General features: G+C 64.0%; 14 protein-coding genes and 2 tRNA genes. 4 read left to right on the forward strand and 12 right to left on the reverse strand.

The window, feature by feature from the left end:
• Nucleotides 1–387 precede the first annotated feature (387 nt).
• Nucleotides 388–3825, reverse strand: coding sequence for a hybrid sensor histidine kinase/response regulator (locus C2U30_RS21120; protein ID WP_103244469.1), 3438 nt, complete (start codon nt 3823–3825; stop codon nt 388–390).
• A gap of 249 nt (nt 3826–4074) precedes the next feature.
• Between C2U30_RS21120 and C2U30_RS21125 the strand changes: the two genes are divergently transcribed.
• Both C2U30_RS21125 and C2U30_RS21130 read left to right on the forward strand, forming a co-directional pair.
• Nucleotides 4075–4150 (forward strand) — tRNA-Gly (locus C2U30_RS21125).
• Between the two features lie 55 nt (nt 4151–4205).
• Nucleotides 4206–4279 (forward strand) — tRNA-Cys (locus C2U30_RS21130).
• Between the two features lie 63 nt (nt 4280–4342).
• On the opposite strand, the gene C2U30_RS21135 is transcribed toward C2U30_RS21130, so the two are convergent.
• A complete protein-coding gene (locus tag C2U30_RS21135) occupies nt 4343–4630 on the reverse strand; it encodes a hypothetical protein (protein ID WP_010673542.1) in 288 nt (95 codons plus the stop codon).
• Nucleotides 4631–4844: 214 nt separating this feature from the next.
• Between C2U30_RS21135 and C2U30_RS21140 the strand changes: the two genes are divergently transcribed.
• A complete protein-coding gene (locus C2U30_RS21140; RefSeq protein WP_045523888.1) occupies nt 4845–5045 on the forward strand; it encodes a YbfA family protein in 201 nt (66 codons plus the stop codon).
• 279 nt (nt 5046–5324) lie between these two features.
• Here the strand turns inward: C2U30_RS21140 and C2U30_RS21145 are convergent, their stop codons facing one another.
• From C2U30_RS21145 to C2U30_RS21160, 4 genes are all read right to left on the reverse strand, one after another.
• Nucleotides 5325–8546 carry an ATP-binding protein gene (locus C2U30_RS21145; RefSeq protein ID WP_103244470.1) on the reverse strand — a complete coding sequence of 1074 codons (3222 nt, stop codon included), beginning with the start codon at nt 8544–8546 and terminating at the stop codon, nt 5325–5327.
• Nucleotides 8547–8689: 143 nt separating this feature from the next.
• A complete protein-coding gene (locus C2U30_RS21150; protein ID WP_103244471.1) occupies nt 8690–9457 on the reverse strand; it encodes a DODA-type extradiol aromatic ring-opening family dioxygenase in 768 nt (255 codons plus the stop codon).
• 298 nt (nt 9458–9755) lie between these two features.
• Nucleotides 9756–10226, reverse strand: a complete 471-nt coding sequence (locus tag C2U30_RS21155; protein WP_010673545.1) for an FKBP-type peptidyl-prolyl cis-trans isomerase — start codon at nt 10224–10226, stop codon at nt 9756–9758.
• A gap of 137 nt (nt 10227–10363) precedes the next feature.
• The gene (locus tag C2U30_RS21160) at nt 10364–11518 is read right to left on the reverse strand and encodes a Na/Pi symporter (protein ID WP_042881131.1); all 1155 of its coding nucleotides are present in this window, start codon (nt 11516–11518) and stop codon (nt 10364–10366) included.
• Between the two features lie 251 nt (nt 11519–11769).
• Between C2U30_RS21160 and C2U30_RS21165 the strand changes: the two genes are divergently transcribed.
• A complete protein-coding gene (locus C2U30_RS21165) occupies nt 11770–12162 on the forward strand; it encodes a hypothetical protein (protein ID WP_029314009.1) in 393 nt (130 codons plus the stop codon).
• Between the two features lie 75 nt (nt 12163–12237).
• Here the strand turns inward: C2U30_RS21165 and C2U30_RS21170 are convergent, their stop codons facing one another.
• From C2U30_RS21170 to C2U30_RS21190, 6 genes are all read right to left on the reverse strand, one after another.
• Nucleotides 12238–13581: an APC family permease gene (locus tag C2U30_RS21170; RefSeq protein ID WP_039039328.1), complete on the reverse strand. Its 1344-nt coding sequence runs from the start codon at nt 13579–13581 to the stop codon at nt 12238–12240.
• A 470-nt stretch (nt 13582–14051) separates the two neighbouring features.
• A complete protein-coding gene (locus C2U30_RS21175) occupies nt 14052–15380 on the reverse strand; it encodes an APC family permease (RefSeq protein ID WP_103244472.1) in 1329 nt (442 codons plus the stop codon).
• Nucleotides 15377–16579 carry an ISL3-like element ISAeme19 family transposase gene (locus C2U30_RS21180; protein ID WP_076611394.1) on the reverse strand — a complete coding sequence of 401 codons (1203 nt, stop codon included), beginning with the start codon at nt 16577–16579 and terminating at the stop codon, nt 15377–15379. The genes C2U30_RS21175 and C2U30_RS21180 overlap by 4 nt, the downstream gene beginning before the upstream one ends.
• A gap of 127 nt (nt 16580–16706) precedes the next feature.
• Nucleotides 16707–16844: a hypothetical protein gene (locus tag C2U30_RS22830; protein ID WP_010673549.1), complete on the reverse strand. Its 138-nt coding sequence runs from the start codon at nt 16842–16844 to the stop codon at nt 16707–16709.
• A gap of 233 nt (nt 16845–17077) precedes the next feature.
• Nucleotides 17078–18367 carry a 4-aminobutyrate--2-oxoglutarate transaminase gene (gene gabT / locus C2U30_RS21185; RefSeq protein WP_042014742.1) on the reverse strand — a complete coding sequence of 430 codons (1290 nt, stop codon included), beginning with the start codon at nt 18365–18367 and terminating at the stop codon, nt 17078–17080.
• A gap of 232 nt (nt 18368–18599) precedes the next feature.
• Nucleotides 18600–20063: an NAD-dependent succinate-semialdehyde dehydrogenase gene (locus tag C2U30_RS21190; RefSeq protein WP_103244473.1), complete on the reverse strand. Its 1464-nt coding sequence runs from the start codon at nt 20061–20063 to the stop codon at nt 18600–18602.
• Between the last annotated feature and the right edge of the window lie 14 nt (nt 20064–20077).

Here is a 20077-nt window from a genome sequence, read left to right on the forward strand (position 1 = left end):
TTTATTCCCCTCAAGCCCGCGTCCGTCGCGGGTTTGTCATTTCTATCTCATCTCTGTCCATCCCCCGCCTCAGCCATCTCCCAATGTCTTTTCCGATTTGGGGCCAGTGGTCACGGGGTCGCGAAGCCTCACCCATTCTCTCGAATGTCTATTCACCTGATTAGCCACTTGCCGGCCCAGACAGATCTCCCGGGCTCATCACCAACATGGTGATGGGGAATAGGCCCGCACCTGCAGGGTCATCTGGCCGCCCCCGCGAGCTCAGCCATCGCGATCCCCCTGATAGGCGCAGAAAGCCTGCGAGTAGATGTGTCCAGAGCTCGCTATTGGTGCTTGGTTTTCTACCCCGCAGCCATCATCAGAGCAACGTGGCTGCGAGTTGGAGACTCATGCCTTGCGGCTGGCGAGCTGGCGAAGGCGCTGGGTGCTCTGGTGCAGACTCTGGTGCTGCACCTCGTTCAGGGGGCAGTGCTTGAGCACGTATTCGGCGCTGGCCACCACCGTCTTCCAGCGCGGTGCCTTGGGCAGGGTGTCGAGGTTCAGGTACTTGTCGAGGGTGCGGGTCTGGGGACTGGAGCGGTCCATGTAGACCCGCCACAGCTTGCTCTTCTCCGCCAGCACTATCTTGCCCTTGCCGGTGCTCTGCTGCCAGGTCTCCAGGGTGAGACGCATGGTGTCCACCAGGGCGCGGCGCAGAGGTTCGTCATCCTGCTGGCGAATGAGATCGTCCGCCAGCGACCTGAACTCCCCTCCCAGCCGGCTCAGTTCCCCCAGCAACTGGCCATCCTCGATGATGGCCTGGCGAGAGAGGCTCTTGAGGGCGTTCTCCAGTGCAGCCATGCGATTGTCGTCCTGACGCGGTTCGGTGCCAAGGGTCAGCGCATAGGCGTGCTGCCCCCCCAGGTTGATGGGCAGGGCGCGGGCGTTGAGGGTGTCTCGCTGGCCCGCCACCAGGAAGTCCAGCTCCCGCTCCGGCTGCGCGGTCATGTCGGGCCACTGGCTTGCCAGCGGGGCGGCCAGCCACTCGTCCAGCATCTGCCCCTCCATGGCTTCCGGCTCCTGACCCAGCAGGCGCGCCAGGGCCCGGGAGGCAAACAGCACCCCTCCTTGCTCATCGAGGAAGACCATGGGGTCGGCCCCCTCGCCAAGCAGGGCGAGGAGCCGCTCCTGATCCTGGTGCAGTTGCTCCTGGAGCAGCAGACGGTGCTCTATCTCCTGTTTGAGCAGGCGGTTCTCCACCAGGGAGGCGCGCCCGGCGCTGGCCTCCAGCAGGGCTCTCACCCGGGCGAACAGCTCCTCCTTGCAGAAGGGTTTCACCAGATAGTCGTTGGCCCCGGCGTTGAAACCCTCTTCAATCTCCTTGGGCTGGTTGAGGGCGGTGAGCAGCAGCACCGGCAGCTTCTCCTTGGGGTGCTGCTGGCGCAGACGGCGGCAGACGTCGAAGCCCGAGAGGGTGGGCATCATCACATCAAGCAGGATGAGATCCACCGGCTCCTGAGCCAGCTTGGTCAGGGCGTCGTGGCCGTCGCTGCTGGGCAGGATGCGATAACCGCAGGGCTGCAGCAGGTGGCGCAGTATGTGCAAATTGATGGGCTCGTCATCCACCACCAGGATGACGGGGGCATCTTGCGGCGGGGGCGGCAGATCCTCGCTCTCCCAGTCCGGCAGGATGACGGGTTGCTGGCGCACCAGCTGGTGCTCTATCTGGCGGCTGTCGAGGGTCAGACTGCCCGCCTTGCCGCTGGCCAGCGGCAGGGTGAAGGCGAAGGTGGAGCCGACGCTCGGCTCGCTCTCCACGAACAGCTCCCCCCCCATCAGGTGCACCAGCTGGCGGGTGATGGAGAGACCGAGGCCTGCTCCCTGCTTGCTCACTTCCGGGCTCATCTGCACCAGGGGCTCGAAGATGTGCTCCAGATGGTCCCTGGCGATGCCGATGCCGGTGTCGGTCACCTTGATGCGCAGGAAGTTGCCCTCCACCAGGGCGCTCAGCACCACCTTGCCCTGGGGGGTGTACTTGATGGCGTTGCCCACTAGGTTGTAGAGCACCTGCTCGAGGCGCTGCTCGTCCGCCAGCACAGGGGGCAGCTCGGCGGGGCTCTTGTCCACCAGGGTGAGGGGCTTGGCCTGCACCAGGTGCTGGCAGAGATCCAGCACCAGCCGGATGACCCCCTTGGAGGAGACCGGCTGGGGGTGGATCTCCAGCTGGCCGTAGCGCATCTGGTGGTAGTCGAGCAAGTCGTCCACGAGGCGGGCCAGACCGTCGGCGCTCTTGATGATGAGGCCGAGTTGTTTCTGCTGCCCTTCGGTCAGGTCCTGCTGGCTGGCGAGCATGGACTCGGCCATCCCCTTGATGCCGTGGATGGGGGTGCGCAGCTCGTGGGAGGTGTTGGCCAGGAGTTCGTCTTTGAGCTTGTCCGCCTGTTGCAGGCTGAGGTTCTGCTTGTGGGTCAGCTTGACCTGCTGTTGCAGCTCCTGGGTCTGGCGTTCGATGAGCTCGATCTTGTCCTTCACCGAGCGCTGCATGTGGCGAAATGCCTGTGCCAGCCGGTCGATGTCATCGTCGGTGCGGGGGATGGTGATGGGGTGATCCAGGGCGCCGTCCGCCACCTGTTCGGCGGCGGCGGTGAGGGATCGCAGGGGCGCCGTGATGGAGTGGGAGAGCCAGCGGGAGAAGAGGATCAGCAGCAGCAGTGAGCCAGCTCCCAGCAGGATCACCAGGGTCTCGAGCTGGCGGATGGGGGCATAGGCCTCGCTGGTGGAGATCTCGGCGATGAAGGCCCACTCGGTATCGAACACCTTCACCTGGGTATAGGCGGCCAGCACCTCGTCATCGTGGTAGGAGAGGAAGGGGCCGACCCCCTGCTCCCCGGAGAGGGCCTTGATGATGAGGGGGGTCTGCAGCGGTCGGAAGTCGGGGCTGAAGCTGTTCTCCACGCTGAATTCGGGGGCGAGCCAGGCGTTGGCGCGCATCCGCTTGTCCGGGCCGATGAGAATGGTCTCGCCGGTTGCGCCGAGCCCCTCCCGCTCCGCCATGATCTGGTTGAGCTTGTCCGGCAGCAGCTCGAAGATGACCACGCCGCGCACATAGTCGTACTGCATCACGGGAGCGGCGAGGTAGGCGACCACCTGGCCGGTCAGCTCGTTGCGGCCAAAATCGGTGAACTCGAAGATCTGCTGGGGCTTCTGGCCGCCATCGAGGCGGCGCTTGATCTTGGCGAAGGTGTTGCCAAGACCGCTGGACTGGTAGGGGCCCGAGAGCAGGTTGGTGGCGAAGTTGGCCTGCTTGGTGACCGAGTAGACCACGTCACCGTTGAGGTCGACCAGGAAGATGTCGCTGTAGTTCGATTTGCGCACCATGTCGGCGTAGCCGCGATGGAAGCGCTGGTGGACGCGGCCATACATCTCGTCCGCCAGGATGAGGGCGCTGATGGAGGGCTCTATCTCCACCTGACTGTCAGGTTGTTGCAGCTTGTCCCAGGAGCCCGGCACATAGCGGGCCTGGGCGCGGGCGCGGGCCTCCTGCGGCGTGGTGCCGAGCTTCTCGAAGGCACCGGTGAAACCGTAGAAGCGACCGATACTGTTGCCGGCAAAGTCCTGCTGGGAGAAGTTGATGATCTGCTCCTTGAGGTTGCCGAAGTAGTCTTGCAGCTGGTTTTTCTTGATGTTGCGCACCGAGACCAGATGGTTGGAGGTCTGGGTGGTGAGATCCTTGCCGTGGCTATAGAGGAAAAACAGGGTGACGACCAGGAAGGGCACCAGGCCCAACATGAAAAAAGCCAGCATCAGCTGCGGTCTGAGCCCCCGAGGCCTGAAGTTCCATTTCATCGCATGATTTTCAATTGAGAATCCAGTTACTAAGCGCGATGAGTTTCTGACTAAAGGCTAACTATTTCAATGGCTTTATCTTAAATTCGCTCGTCGGGTCACAGGGCGCGGGGGGATTTTCGACCAAGGCGTCTAAAGGGTGAGCAAACAGCACGGGAAAGGGCTCAAAGTGAGAAAAAAGGGTTGTGCCCGGGCTCGGGGTACGTATAATGCGCCTCGTTGTCAGGCAACTGGCACGCAAGCAGTAATGCGGGAATAGCTCAGTTGGTAGAGCACGACCTTGCCAAGGTCGGGGTCGCGAGTTCGAGTCTCGTTTCCCGCTCCAATACTTCATGGCACCAACCATGGACATCACTCTCAAGGCAATGCCTTGTCAGCATGGCGCGTTAGCAAAGCGGTTATGCAGCGGATTGCAAATCCGTTTAGTCCGGTTCGACTCCGGAACGTGCCTCCATCTTCTCCCTGTTATCCACATCACTGACGTTGTCCATCCGACATGGCGGCCCAGGATGATGCTTCATTGCATGTCAGTCAGCCGTGAACAACCCTCCCGTTGCCACGTCTTGTGCAGATGCTGATCCATCTCGGCCAATGCCTCGCCCCTGGATCCGGACCTCTCTTCGCCCCCCTGTTCTGCCAGCGCGGCCATCTCCTTTATCAGCAAACCGCATTGCCACAGGCTGGCGGTGGGGACCCCGTGATAGGGGATGTCGATGGCATCGTCACGATTGAGCCGCCACTCCTGCCACTGGCTCCAGGCGAGCACGCCCAATGCCCCCAGCAGCGCTGCATCTGCAAGTTTCATCCTGTGTTCCCCCGTTCTGGTCCAGTCCTCGTTAACTCTGGAACAGGGGCCGCGTTTTGCCACCTTTGTTGTTTTTTAGTTAAATAATGTAACCCGGTTTCATTTTTAGGCTTTTAGCCCCATTTTTTATCAAAAAATGGCGCTGTCGGTGTAGTAATCCTACAATGATTGGCGTAATCTTTGTTCAGTGGTCTTACCAGTGAGGCGTTACATCATGTTTCATCCCTTCTCCCTGACTCAGATAATCCTTCGCCGCATCTTCGTCTTGGTGGCGGGTTTGCTCGCCTTCCCGGTGATGCTGTTTCGCCGGGATCGCGCCCGTTTCTACAGTTACCTGCACCGCATCTGGAGCAAGACCAGCACCAAGCCGGTCTGGCTCAAGATGAGCGAGCGAGGGGAGCGGATCTTCTACTGATCCTCCCCGTGACGCCCGCTTCACCCGGCGCCAGACTGGCGTGACAGGCAGGGCGCACCTCCCGATATAAAAAAACCGACACCCTGGTGTCGGTTTTTTTATGGGGCTCGAACCGCCACCGGCCTTGTATCCATGGCTGGTCCACGTTGTCTCTTGTCCCTGTGGGCGACCCTTTATGCGGCAAACGCCGGCGCACTCTCAGCCGCACTCTCAACCGCACTCTCAGCCGCATTCTCAGCCGCGCCCGTGCGACATGACGGGAGGAAGGGCTGGCGGTACTCAGGGCGCAGGCCCAAGGGTGGCCAGCGCCGCGCGCAGACGGGCGAGGCCGATGGGCTTGAACAGGCAGTCGTTCATGCCGGCGGCGAGGCAAAGCTCCCGCTCGCGAGGCTGGGCATGGGCGGTGAAGCCCCAGACGGGCAGGCCATGGCCAAGGGCACGCAGGCTGCGGGTCAGCTCGAAGCCGTCCATCACCGGCATCTGGCAGTCGGTGATGACCAGATCGAAGGGGTGGCTGGAGAGGGCGCGCAGGGCCTCCAGGCCATTGCTGCGTACACTGACGTCGTGTCCCAGGTGCTTGAGCTGCTGGCGCAGCAGGATCTGGTTGGCGTGATTGTCATCGACCACCAGGATATGCAGCCGATGGGGGAGGGGTTGAGCCTGGTGGGGCTGGGGCGCCGGCATTGCCGTGATCGGGGCGGGGGGTTGCTGGGCGAGCGTGAGGGGCAGCCTTATCTCGAGGCGGGTGCCTTCGCCGACCTGGCTGTGAACGGCTATCTCCCCCCCCATCATCTGGCACAGGATGCGGGCGATATTGAGGCCCAGCCCGCTGCCGGGGAACTGGCCCTGGCCGTGGGCGCGATAGAAGGGGGTGAAGAGCCGGGGCAGCTTGTCCGCGGGAATGCCGGCTCCGGTGTCGGTGATGGTGAGGTGCAGCACAGGAGGCTGCTCGCCCCCGGTCAGGGTGGCGGTGATGGCGACCCGGCCCTGCTCGGTGAACTTGATGGCGTTGCCGATGAGATTGAAGAGGATCTGGCGCAGGCGAAGGGGATCGATCAGCACCCTTGGCATGGGGGTGTCGGGCAGCCTGACCTCATAGATCAGCCCCTTCTGCTCGGCCATGCCCGCAAAGACCCGGGTGACGGACGAGAGCAGGGGAGCGAGATCGCAGGGGGTGGGAGTCAGGGTCATCTGGCCCGCCTCTATGGAGGCGATATCCAGGCTGTCCCCCAGCAGATCCAGCAGGCCGTTGGCGGAGTCGGCGGCGATGCGCAGCAGCTCGCCGCTGTGACGGCTGAGAGCGGGATCCTCGGTGGCCAGCTCCAGCATGCCGAGGATGGCGTTCATGGGGGTGCGGATCTCGTGGCTCATGGTGGCGAGGAAGTCGCTCTTGGCGCGGCTGGCGCTGTCGGCCTGCTGTTTGGCCTCGCGCAGCGCCTCTTCCAGCCGTTTGCGGTCCGTGATGTCTATCCAGCCGTCGATCACCCCGCTGATGGCCCCCTCCCCGTCGAAATAGGGCACCATCCAGTGATAGATGTCGCTCTGGGTGCCCCTGTGATGGAAGAGGCGATCCGCAAAGATGGGCTGCCCCTCCTGCAATACCCTGGCAAAGTCCTGCTCCAGTACGGCGATGCTGTCTGCATCGAGCACCCCTGACAGCCCCTGGGCGAAGGGCTGACCCAGGATGGCCTTTGGCTCGGCGTCGAGCTGGGTCAGGTATTTGCTGTTGCACAGCAATACCTTGCCGCTCTTGTCCCGCACGACGATGGGGTGGGGCAGGCTCTCCCCCAGCGCCCGGATGAACCTGACATGGGCCTCCAGTTGCTGGCGGGAAGCCTGTTCGGCGCTGGCCATCCGCTTGAACATGCGGTTGCGATAGAGCAGCACCAGCGCCAGGGTGAGGAGCCCCACGAACACCAGGTAGACGATGTGGGCGTGGCGATCCATGAAGCCGGGCACCGGCAGTTTGCGATTGCGCCACTCGTAACTCATCATGGCGAGCTCGTTGGGGGGGATGGCGAGGATGGTCTTGTCGAGGATCCCCATCAGCATCCCCTGTCCGGGGAGGCTGGCAAACCCCATCCGGATCGGCTCGTCATCGGCGGGGCCGGCGATGCGCAGCGGGCTCTGGGGATCATTGTCCAGCGCATGGCGGGCAAAATAGAGGGGCACGATGGCGGCATCCACCCGTCCCTGGGCGAGCACCTCCATCGCTTCTGCGGCGCTCTCCACCTCGGTGATGCGGCTGCCCTCCAGTCTCTGTGCGAGGGGCACATGGCGCGTCATCGCCACCGTCTTGCCCGCCAGACTCCGGATGGTGTCGATCCCTTGTCCCTCCTGGCGGGTGAGGATCACATAGATGTTGTCGGTGGCGTAGGGCACCGAGGTGCGCAGCCCGTAGTGTTCAGCCACCTGCTGGGAGATGGCGCCGATGAGGTCGATGGCGCCTGACTGCATGGCTTTTGCCAGCTGACGCTCGGAGTCTGCCCGCACGAACTCGAAGGTGAGGCCGGTGCGTGTGCGGATCTTGTCCAGCATGTCCACCGTCATGCCGACCAGCTGGCCGTCATGATCCAGGGCGCCATAGGGGTAGAGGTTGTCCATCAGCCACACCCTGATGGGGGGCGCTTGCCGCATCCAGGCCCGCTCGGCGGCATCATAGAGATCGGCGCTTCGCTCGTTCATGTCGCGGATGGGCCCGTTCCACTGGGTGAAGAGGGTGTTGCGCGCCCGGTCGTCGATGGCCGCCAGCCCCCGGTTGACCAGGCTGAGCAGGGCGGGCTCGGTGGCCGGGACGGCAAAGCGGAACTCGGCAGGCGCCAGCTCGGGCGGGGCCTCGCCCCGCTGGCGAAGGTTGTCGAAGCGCTCGCTGTTGAGGTAGTGGGTGGCGTGGGCATCCCCCAGCAGGATGTCGTCGCGGCCGAAGAAGACCGCATCGAACGCCTCCATGTTGGAGGGATAGGTCACCAGGGTGAGAGTGGGGTAGTAGCGGCCAAAGCGCGCCCTGTCTATCTGATCCTGGACGGCGGCTACCCGCTGTCCCGGTGTGAGCAGGGCCCCCCGATAACGTCTGGGCACGGAGAAGACGAGGGGGCTGCTGAAATAGGGGTTGCTCAGGCGGATCGCCCGGGTGTCACTGTCCGCCAAGGTGAGATTGCCGAGGCTGGCGAGGTGTATCTCCCCCCGTGCCAGGGCCCGGAGCAGGTGCGCCTTGTCGGGGAAGGCGCTCAGGGCAACGGGTTTGTCCAGCATCCGGGCCAGCAGGTCGATGTAGTCGGCACTGAGCCCCTCGACGCGCTGGCGAGCGATCATGGTGAAGGGGCGGTAGTCCTCTTGCAGGATGCCGACCCGCAGTTGGGACTGCTGGCGCAGCCATCCGAGCTCCGCCTCCGACCAGCGGGGAGGCAGCGGGGCGGGATCGTAGCGGCTATGCAGGGTCAGGGCCTGCACAGGTTGAAGGCAGAGCAGACAGAGCAGGATCAGTGTTCGATATAGGTTCATCTAGCCACCCGACGCGACAGCCATCCCTGCCAAGCCTCATCCAATGGCGGCCATTCTACCGGAAAATGGCTATAACGAGTCCGCTATTTCTCCACGCGCGTCGGCGGCAGCACGGCAAGCAGGGCGGCCTGGCCGCCCCGCCCTCAACCGAACTGGTAGGCCCCCATGTAGAGGCTGCCGTAATCCCAGCTGTCGTGCAGCTTTCGGGGTCTGTCGGCCCCCGCCGCGCCGAGCGCCACAAACAGGGGGCGCAGGTGATCGTCGTGGGGATGGGATTCCACCGCGCCCGGCGCCCGGGCACGGTACTCTTCCAGCGCCCCCCTGTCTCCCTCTGCCATGGTCTGCTCCAGCCAGCGGGCAAACTGGCTCGCCCACTGGGGAACCGGCGAGCCGTCCGGCCCGAGGGCACGCAGGTTGTGGGTGATGGCGCCGGAGGCGAGGATGCCGATCCCTTGCTCGCGCAGCCCCTGCAATGCCTCCCCCAGTTGCCACAGCTGGGCCGGGGTGAAGCTGGCCGGGATGGCGATCTGCACCAGGGGGAGTTCACTGTCCGGATCCATCAGGGAGAGGGGGGACCAGACTCCGTGATCCAGCTCGCGGCGCACCGGGGTGGCGGGCAGGCCGGCCAGCAGCAGCTGATCGCTCACCGCTTCCTGCAACCATTGCGGGCTCGTCGCGGGCCAGCGGATCTGGTAGAGGGGCTCGGGGAAGCCGTAGAAGTCGTACATCAGGGCCGGGCTGGGCTCGACGTTGATCTGCAGCTCGCTTCGGCTGAACCAGTGGGCCGAGATCACCACCAGCCCTCTGGCATCCTCGAGGCGCAGTTGCTTCAGGAACCGGGTCGCGGGCTGATCGCGCAGGACCAGATCCGGGGCGCCGTGGGAGATGAACCAGACAGGGGCGATAGACATGACAGACTCCATATGCGTTGTGCCGATGCGCGCGGCGCACCGACAACCCGAGGCCAGGGCGACATGCCGCTGACGATGTGGTCATTATCTGCCCCTATTGATGGGTTAACAATCAGGCTTTAAGGATAAGCACTCTTCACTTTTGGTTGATAGTCTGGCGTCAGGGCGAGGGAGACCGGGGCAGAAACGACAACGCCGGCGCAGTGCGCCGGCGTTGTGATCAGGGTCCGTCGGACGTGGCCTCTGACGGGATGCCCCGCAGCGCCACCTCCAAGCTCAACGCGGGCCCCGGGCGGGTTTATTGAATGCCCAGCAGCTCCACGTCGAAGATGAGGACTGAGCCCGGCGGGATCTTGCCGGCGGCGCGATCGCCATAGGCCAGGTTGGCGGGGATGTAGAAGCGGGTCTTCTCCCCTTCCACCATCAGTTGCACCCCTTCGGTCCAGCCCTTGATCACCTGGTTGAGGCCGAATTCGATGGGCTCGCCACGGGCGACGGAGCTGTCGAACACGGTGCCGTCCAGCAGCTTGCCCTCGTAGTGCACCTTCACCTTGCTGGTGGCGGTGGGGTGAACGGTGCCGGTGCCCGGGGTCAGCACTTCGTACTGCAGGCCGGAGGCGGTGGTGGTCACCAGGGGTTTTTCCTGGTTGCTGGCGAGGAACTCGGCCCCCTTGCGCACGTTCTCTTCCGCCAGCTTCCGGTTGTTGCTGCTGGAGTAGAAGTAGTAGGCGGCGCCGGCGATAAGAAGGGCTATCAGAATGAATTTCATCGGGTTTTCCTGTTCCTTGAAATCAGAGTGCAATGAAGGGGCATCTTATCCCAGCCAGGGGGAGAGGGCGAGGGGGGATGCCGGAGGATGTGACCGGACGAGCAAGGCACCGGGGGCATGATGCCCCCGGTTCGGATTTACTTGACGGCCACCATCATCAGGGCGGGCAGGGCGAAGAAAAGCCCGGCCACGTAACCCAGCGCCAGCAGCTTGTTCTCGCTGCCGACCCGGGCCAGGGCTTCGGCGGCCTTGATGGGCAGCTCCCGCAGGAAGGGTACCCCGTAGATGAGCACCACGGCGAAGAGGTTGAACAGCACGTGGACCAGGGCGATGGTCAGGGCGAGCTGGGCACCGGCACCGCTGATGGCGGTGGCGGCCAGCAGGGCGGTGATGGTGGTGCCGATGTTGGCCCCCAGGGTGAAGGGGTAGAGCTGGCGGGTGCTGAACACGCCGCCGCCCGCCAGGGGGATCATCAGGCTGGTGGTGGTGGAGGAGGACTGCACCATCACGGTGACCAGGGTGCCGGAGGCGATGCCGGTGAGCGGGCCACGGCCCAGGGCCTTGTGCAGCAGCTCCTTGGCACGGCCCACCATGACCTGTTGCAGCACCTTGCCAAGGGCGGTGACGCAGAACAGGATGAGCAGAATCCCGATGAGAATGGTGGCGATGGCGCCCCCCTTGCCCGGCAGGAAGGCGACGGCACCGTCGATGAGATCCAGGGACGGGGAGATGAGGGGCTTCATGAAATCCATCCCCTTCATCGACATGTCGGCGGAGCCCAGCAGCAGGCTGGCAATCCCTTCCGCACTCTTTTGCAGCAGACCGAACATCAGCTCCAGGGGCAGGAAGATGAAGACCGCCAGCAGGTTGAAGAAGTCGTGCACGGTGGCGGCGGCGAAGGCGCGGCGAAACTCGCCTCTGTCCCGGATGTGCCCCAGGGAGACGATGGTGTTGGTGATGGTGGTGCCGAGGTTGGCCCCCATCACCATGGGGATGGCCATGGCCATGGGCAGGCCCCCTGCCACCAGGCCGACGATCACCGAGGTGACGGTGCTGGAGGATTGCACCAGGGCGGTGGCCAGGATGCCGAGCAGCAGCGCGACGAAGGGGTTGTTGGCAAAGGCGAAGATCTGGGCCGCGCCCTCGGCGCCGCCGGAGAAGCCCTTGAAGCCGTGGGAGACGGCGCCAACGGCGACCAGGATCAGGTAGATCAGCGTGATCACCGCGAGCCAGTTGAACAGGGGGCCGGGACGACGGATCTGCTGGGGTGCGGAAGATGCGGTGCTGTGCATATGGCCTCTTGGGGTCGTTCTGCGTTGAAAATGGACGGGCGCATTACAACAAGGCTCCATGACAGAAATATGACAACGTGACACTTTTATGATGCTTTGGTGACAGGGCGGCAGGGGGCGTCGCAGACAAAAGGTGTCGGAGCAAACGCCGATATGACGCCATCCGGCTCATCACCGGCCCCCGCCCTTGCACTGGGATCCCAGGGTTATATGCTGCCGGACTTTCCTGTCTTGAAACTGAGGAAGCGATGATGCGTGCATGGGTTTTGTGCCTCTCCCTGGGTCTGCTGTCTGCCGGTGCGCAGGCCAGCGTGTTCAAGTCCGAGTGCAACCTCGACAAGGCGGTCAGGAACGAGGCGATGAACGCCACCCTGGGGGTCAAGGGCAACTGCGATGCCGACAAGCTGGTGCGCAAGCAGAAGGAGAAGGCCAATGCCGAGGTGAAGAAACACACCACGGACGTGCTGGACAAGAAGACGGCGGGACTGAAAGAGACCAGGCAGCACACCAATGCGGCCCTGAACAAGCAGAGTGCCGGTGTGAAGCAGGCGCAGGACAAGGTCAACCAGACCCGCAAGGATGTCAACGCCGTGACCAGGGATCCGGTCAAGGCGGCCGCCACGGCCGTGCTCAATCAGGGGTGAGGGTCCGCGCACCGGACGTCTGAATGCAAGAAGGGGAGCCATGGGCTCCCCTTCTGTTTGGGCGTGTGTGCCGACTTACTGGCCGTCGGCCGCTTCCTCGTACTGACGGAAGGGGATGCGGAACACGGCGAGGCGCAGGAAGAGGTAGGTGACCCCGATCCCCGCCCAGATGAGGCCAAGCTCTAGGGAGCTCTGCTCCAGGTTGATCCAGAGGGCGCCGATGGTGGCGGCCCCCAGCAGCGGCAGCACCAGGAACAGCAGGTGTTCCTTGAGGCTCTTGTTGCGCTTCTCGCGCACCCAGAACTGGCCGATCACCGAGAGGTTGACGAAGGTGAAGGCCACCAGGGCGCCGAAGTTCACCAGGGCCAGGGCCATGTCCAGATCGAAGGAGACCGCGGAGAGGGCCAGGGCCCCCACCAGCAGCACGTTGATGGCCGGGGTGCGCCAGGTGGGGTGGATATAGCCGAACACCCGCTCCGGGATCATGCGATCGCGCCCCATCACGTAGAGGATGCGCGACACGCCGGCGTGGGCCGCCATGCCGGAGGCGAGCACGGCCGCGGTGGTGCACACCAGCACCACGCTCTGGAACAGGGTGCCACCCACGTAGAGGGCGATCTCCGGCAGCACGGCGTCCGGCTCCTTGAAGCGGGCCAGATCCGGGAAGAAGAGCTGCAGGCTGTAGGAGACGGTGACGAAGATGATGCCGCCGATGAGGGCCGTCAGCACGATGGCGCGGGGGATCACCTTGCCGGCATTCGGGGTCTCTTCGGAGAGGGAGCTCAGGCCGTCGAAGCCCAGGAACGAGAAGCAGAGGATGGTGGCGCCGGTAAACAGCGGCAGCATGCTGGCAGACTCCACATGGAACGGACGGCTGCTCATCAGGGTGCCGGCCCCTTCACCGTGACTCAGGCCCCAGGCGATGAGGCCGAGGAAGGTGACGATGATGGCGATCTGGATGAAGACGATGAAGCCGTTGAGGTTCGCCACCAGCTTGATGCCGCGCAGGTTCAGGAAGGTCATCACGGTCACCAGACCGAAGATGAAGATCCAGGGCTCCACGGTGGGGAACATGGCGGTCAGGTAGATCTTGGCCAGCAGGATGTTGATCATCGGCATGAACATGTAGTCCAGCAGGGAAGACCAGCCCACCATGAAGCCCACGTAGGGGTGGAACACCTTCTGGGCATAGGTGTAGGCGGAGCCTGCGGACGGGAAGCGGCGCACCAGGTGGCCGTAGCTGAACGCGGTCAGCAGGATGCCGCCGAGCGCCAGCAGGTAGGCGGTGGCCACGCGACCATCCGTGATGTCACCGACGATGGCGAAGGTATCGAATACCGCCATGGGCGTGAGGTAAGCCAGACCCATCACCACGACCTGGAACAGGGTGAGGGTCTTGAGCAGCTTGGCACCGGCCATCACGCTTTCTCCTCTGCACAGGCCCCGTGGGCGAGATGGGACGGGATCAGGGACGCGGGAACGCGTCGCTGGACACAGGGGGCGCCCATCTGTGGCACAGATGCGTGGCGCACGCCGGCGGGGACCGGCAGGAAAGCAGTGAAATGCCCCATGTTTTTCCTCACAACGTCGGGAGATTGCTTGGCAATCTGGGTATCAATTCCGGCACATGGCCGGCCTCTTGGTGAATGGTGGTGTGCCCCAGAAAAGCAAAGAACCGATGTTGTTGAAACATCGGCTCTCAAGGGGCGCCGTATTGTGCCCTCAGGGGGGGGAGGAGACAAGCGAAAAAGGCCGCCAGCGGGGAATTTGTTCCCCCCGTGAGCGATCACTTCGCCACCGCTGCCGGAAAGTCGATGACAACCTTGTCATCAGGCGGGGCCCTGCTTTGCCGCCATGTGAAACCGGCGCCCTGGGGGCGCCGGTTTCGCTCAGGAGGCGTCCTGCTCGGGGCGGCCGAGGCGGACCCGGAACACGGTGAGGCGCAGCAGCAGGTAGATGGCGCCGAGGGCGGCCCAGATCAGCCCCAGCTCGAAGGAGGCGGGCTCCAGGTTGAGCCAGAGCACCCCGATGCAGGCGGCGCCGCACAGGGGCAAGGCGAGGAACAGCAGGTGATCCTTCAGGGTCTTGTTGTGACCCAGCCTGAGATAGAAGTGGGCAATCACCGCCAGGTTGACGAAGGTGAAGGCCACCAGGGCGCCGAAGTTGATGAGCGCCAGCGCCATCTCCAGATCGAAGGCCACCGCCGAGAGGGCCAGCATGCCCACCAGCAGCACGTTGAGAGCCGGGGTCTGCCAGGTGGGGTGGATGTAGCCGAAGACGCGGCTCGGCAGGGCGCGATCCCGGCCCATCACGTAGAGCAGGCGCGACACCCCGGCGTGGGAGGCGAGCCCCGAGGCGAGCACCGCCACCGTGGTGCAGACCAGCACCACCGCCTGGAACAGCTTGCCACCCACATAGAGGGCGATCTCCGGCAGCACCGCATCCGGCTGCTGGAAGCGGGAGATGTCCGGGAAGAAGAGCTGCAGGAAGTAAGAGACCGAGATGAAGAGCACGCCGCCGATGAGGGCGGTGAGCACGATGGCGCGGGGGATCACCCGATCCGCGTTCGGGGTCTCCTCCGACAGGGTGGTGATGGCGTCAAACCCGAGGAACGACAGGCAGAGGATGGAGGCGCCGGTCAGCAGGGGATTGATGTGCATCTGCTCGGAGAAGAAGGGGCGGCTGCTCGCCACCGTGCCGAGCCCCTCGCCGTGGCTCACGCCCCAGGCGATGAGGCCGATGAAGACGGCGATGATGCTGAACTGCATGATGACGATCAGGCTGTTGAAGTTCGCCACCAGCTTGATGCCCCGCAGGTTCAGGAAGGTCATGACGGCGGCCAGGGCCAGGATGTAGGTCCAGGGGGCCACGCCGGGGAAGAGAGCCTCCATGTAGATCTTGGCCAGCAGCATGTTGATCATGGGCATGAACATGTAGTCGAGCAGGGAGACCCAGCCCACCATGAAACCCACATAGGGGTGGAACACCTTCTGGGCATAGGTGTAGGCGGAGCCTGCCGAGGGGAACTTGCGCACCAGGTGGCCGTAGCTCATGGCGGTGAACAGCATGCCGATGAGGGCGAGCAGGTAGGCGGTCGGCACATGGCCTTCGGTGATTTCGGTGACGATGCCGAAGGTGTCGAACACCGCCATGGGGGTGAGATAGGCCAGCCCCATGATGACCACGTGCCAGAGTTTCAGGCTTTTTTTCAGGTTCATCGCGGCTTTCCGGGGAAGGCCGCCTTGATTTTCAGAAAAAAGTATTCTGAGTCCCTAAATCCATATGCCATACGCTTTATCACTTTGATCTTGTTGTTCACCCCTTCCAGCACACTCGTGTGCATCGGGTAGTTTGCACTCGCCAGGATCCCCCGCATATATTTCGATAAATTTCGACCAAATCGTTGCAGCGGCGCTAGCCCGCTTTCCTTCACCTGCCGCATCCAGCTCCGCCATCGTCGCCATCCTTCCCACACGCTCGGCGCATACCAGATGCCCTTCAACCCCTCTTTCAGCACGTACACCATCGCCAGCGGTTGATTCGCCGCCAACAGCTCCTGCAACTTCACATCCTGTTTTTCACTCAACTTCGCCCGATTACGTAGCAGCAACCAACGCGCACTTTTGACCACTTTTCGCGCCGGTTTATCGCTTTTCAGTGCATTCGCCTGCTCCACTCGCACCCGGTCCACCACCTCTCGGCCATAGCGAGCCACCACGTGGAACAGGTCGTAGACCACCTCCGCCTGCGGGCAGTGTTGCTTCACCTCCAGGTCGAACGCCGTGTTCATGTCCATCGCCACCGCTTCAATCTGCTGGCATCGCTCGCCGAGCTGCTCGAAGAAGGGACGGATAGCGGCCCGGCTGTTGCCGTGCCCCACCCACAGGACGCGGGTTCGCTCGGCATCCATGATCACGGTGGCATAGCGGTGTCCCTTGTGCAGGGCAAACTCATCCATCACCAGCCGCCGCACCTCCCCAAGTTCGATGGTGCCCACACTGGTCTGCAAACGGCGCTTGTCGATCTCCTTGATGGTGTGCCAACCGACCCCGGTGAGCTGGCTGACATGGCGGATGGGGAGGTACTGAACGAGCGCTTCAATCCAGCACTGCATGCGCCGGGTGAGGCGGGAGCCAGAGGGGAGCCAGTCGATATGTTCACTGACGCGACCACAGCGCAGACAGTCGACGCGGCGAACAGGCAGTTGTAACCAGACTTGTCGGTCAAATAGGTCTCGCTCACGCACCCGGCGGATACGTTGGTCGTGGATCAATGGCGTGGGTTGCAGGCATCGGCGACAACGGGGCAACAGGTCGGCGCGAGGCTCAAGGGTAAACAGGGTGTGATGGTTGGCAGAAAGCGCTTGGGCGATGACGGTATAACCTGGCCAGAAGGAGGCAATATCAATATGATGCACGGCGACAGCAGGGTGATGGTGGTGGTGTGTTTGGAGACAGCCAGTTTACCAGCACCCTGTCTGTCAACTTCCACTTCCCCAAGATCCCGCGAAGAACCTTTTTTCAGACCGGCGGGGTGCGGGTGCATCAGGCGATCCCCCGCAGGCAGGCTGACGGGATCAGGCTGACGGTGAGGTCATCCTGCACGGTGGGGGCGCCAGTCCGGGATGCGGACGGATGGCGCAGACCGGCGCGGGCCGGCAGGAAAGCGATGATATGCCCCATGGAGTTCCTCACTAAGAAGCGGGTGTCGTGAGATGGCGTGCCACCTCGTTATCATTTCCGGTCTGTTCCGGCCTCGTTATGGATTTGTTTGGCGCAAAAAAAGAACCGGGCTCCGATGAGCGGACGGTCCTTGAATACGGCGGCGCATTGTGCATTCGTGATGCCCCCTTGACAAGCATATCAAGGGAGCAAAAACGCATTTTTTTGCACGTGGGCGAACGCGGTCTTCCGGATCAGGCCAGGGAGGCGGACAGGGCCTGCTCCAGCAGGTCGAGCCCCTCGTCGACGATGGCCGCCGGGGCGGTCAGGGGGGCGAGGAAACGGATCACGTTGCCACGCACGCCGCAGGCCAGCAGCACCAGCCCCCGCTTGCCCGCCTCGGCCACCAGCCGCTTGGTGAGATCCGGGTCCGGTCTGGCGGCATCTCCCTCCTTCACCAGCTCCATGGCCACCATGGCGCCGGGGCCGCGGATGTTGCCGATGCAGTCAAACCGTGTCGCCAGCTGGTGCAGGCGTGCCTTGATCTGCTCCCCCTGGGCCAGGGCCTTCTGGTTCAGGCGCTCCTCCTCGATCACCTCCAGCACCGCCAGGGCGGCGGCGCAGGCGATGGGGGAGCCCGCATAGGTGCCCCCCAGGCCACCGGGCTTGGCGGCGTTCATCACCTCGCTTTTGCCCACCACGGCAGAGAGCGGGAAGCCGCCGGCCAGGCTCTTGGCCAGCGTCATGATGTCGGGTTCGACACCGCTGTATTCGGTGGCGAAGGTCTTGCCGGTGCGACAGAAACCGGTCTGGATCTCGTCGCAGATGAGCAGGATGCCGTGCTGGTCGCACACCTGGCGCAGGCGCTGCATGAAGCTGGCGGAGGCGGGGTAGAAGCCCCCTTCCCCCTGCACCGGCTCGATGATGATGGCGGCTACCCGGGTGGGTTCGATGTCGGCGCTGAAGCAGAGATCCAGCGCGGCCAGGGCATCGTCTTCACTCACTCCCAGGTAGTCGGCGGGGAAGGGGAGGTGATAGACCTCCCCCGGGAAGGGGCCGAAGCCGGTCTTGTAGGGCACTACCTTGCCGGTGAGGGCCATGCCCATCATGGTGCGGCCGTGGAAGCCCCCCTTGAAGGCGATGGTGCCGCTGCGACCGGTGTGGGCGCGGGCGATCTTGATGGCGTTCTCCACCGCCTCGGCGCCGGTGGAGAGGAAGAGGGTGCGCTTGGGGGTGGGGCCGGGCACCAGGGCATTCAACTTCTCCGCCAGCTCGATATAGCCGGAGTAGGGGGTGACCTGGAAGCAGGTGTGGCTGAACTTCTCGAGCTGCTCGCGCACCGCCGCCACTACCTTGGGGTGGTTGTGGCCGGTGTTGAGCACGGCGATGCCGGAGGCAAAGTCGATGTAGCGGTTGCCCTCCACGTCCCACAGCTCGGCGTTGTGCGCCCGGTCGATGAAGACCGGCAGCAGGGTGCCGACCCCCTGGACCACGGCCGCTTCGCGGCGGGCCTGCCACTGCTGGTTGTTGCTTGAATGACTCATCTTTCCTCCCTGAGGGGCATGGGCCCCCGCTGTTCCTGTGCCATCTGGCCATATGTGTGCCGCCAACTGCCCTCGGGCAGGGCGGCCTGTTCGCAAAAGGGGGCCCCGGGCGTGTCCTCAGGGCCCACAAGGCGCTCGGTCGTGACCGGCGACCCCCTGTTTCTATCTGTAAAAGCGATAGGCTAGGTCATAACGCATCTGTTTTAACGATGCGATAGCCCTTTCATTTCCCTCAGCGAATGCCGCCAAAGCAGAGGTATTTGGTCTCCAGGTACTCCTCCAGCCCTTCGGCCGCCCCTTCCCGGCCCAGTCCCGACTCCTTGATCCCGCCAAAGGGGGCCAGTTCGGTGGAGATGATCCCCTCGTTGATCCCCACCATGCCGTATTCGAGCCCCTCGGCCACCCGCCACACCCGGGCGATGTCGCGGCCATAGAAGTAGGCGGCCAGGCCATAGGGGGTGTCGTTGGCAAGCGCAATGGCCTCGGCTTCCGTCTCGAAGCGCACCAGGGGGGCGACGGGCCCGAAGATCTCCTCGTCCAGAATGGGGTTGCCCCGGGTGACCCCGGTCAGGATGGTGGGGTGATAGAAGAGGGGACCGGCGGGGTGGGCGTCGCCCCCCACCAGCACCCGGGCACCGGCGGCGACCGATTGCTGCACCAGCTCGGCCACCTTGCTGGCGGCGGCCGGGTTGATGAGGGGCCCGATCTGGACGCCCTCGCCCATGCCGTCCCCCACCTTGAAGGCTTTGACCGCGGCGGCGAGCTTCTCGGCGAAGGCGTCATAGACGCTGGCCTGCACCAGGATGCGGTTGGCGCAGACGCAGGTCTGGCCGGCGTTGCGGTATTTGGACGCCAGGGCCCCGGCCACGGCGGCGTCGAGGTCGGCGTCGTCAAAGACGATGAAGGGGGCGTTGCCGCCAAGCTCCAGGGAGAGGCGCTTCATGGTGTCGGCGCACTGGCGCATCAGCAGTTTGCCGATGCGGGTGGAGCCGGTGAAGGAGAGCTTGCGCACCACGGGGTTGCTGCACAGCTCGTTGCCCACCGCGCTCGCCTGATGGGAGGTGACGATGTTGATGACCCCGGCGGGAATGCCCGCCTGCTCCGCCAGTACCGCCAGCGCCAGGGCGCAGAGGGGCGTTTCGGCGGCGGGCTTGATGACGATGGTACAACCGGCGGCCAGCGCCGGACCCGCCTTGCGGGTGATCATGGCGATGGGGAAGTTCCAGGGGGTGATGGCGGCCACGACCCCCACCGGCTGCTTGATGGTGGCCAGGCGCCGATCGGCGGAGAAGCCGGGGATGGTGCGGCCATAGGCACGCTTGCCCTCTTCAGCGAACCACTGGATGAAGCTGGCGCCGTAGGCCACCTCTCCTTTGGCTTCCGCCAGCGGCTTGCCCTGCTCGCAGGTCATGATACGGGCGAGCTCCTTCTGGTTGGCCATGATGCGCTCGAACCAGGCGTAGAGTTTGCTGCTGCGCTCCTTGGCGGTGAGGGCCGCCCAGGCGGGTTGCGCCGCGTGGGCGGCCGCGATGGCGAGGCGGGTATCCTCCCCGTCCATGTCGGGCACCTGGGTGATGACCTGGCCGGTGGCCGGGTTCAGGACCTCGAACCGGCGCCCGCCCAGGGACTCGCACCAGCGGCCGTCGACATAGGCCAGGGATTTGATCAGGGAGAGAGCAGGTTGTGATGCTGACATAAGTAAGGGGCCTC

Origin of the sequence: Aeromonas sp. ASNIH5 (assembly GCF_002902865.1) — a bacterium.
GTDB lineage: Bacteria > Pseudomonadota > Gammaproteobacteria > Enterobacterales > Aeromonadaceae > Aeromonas > Aeromonas caviae.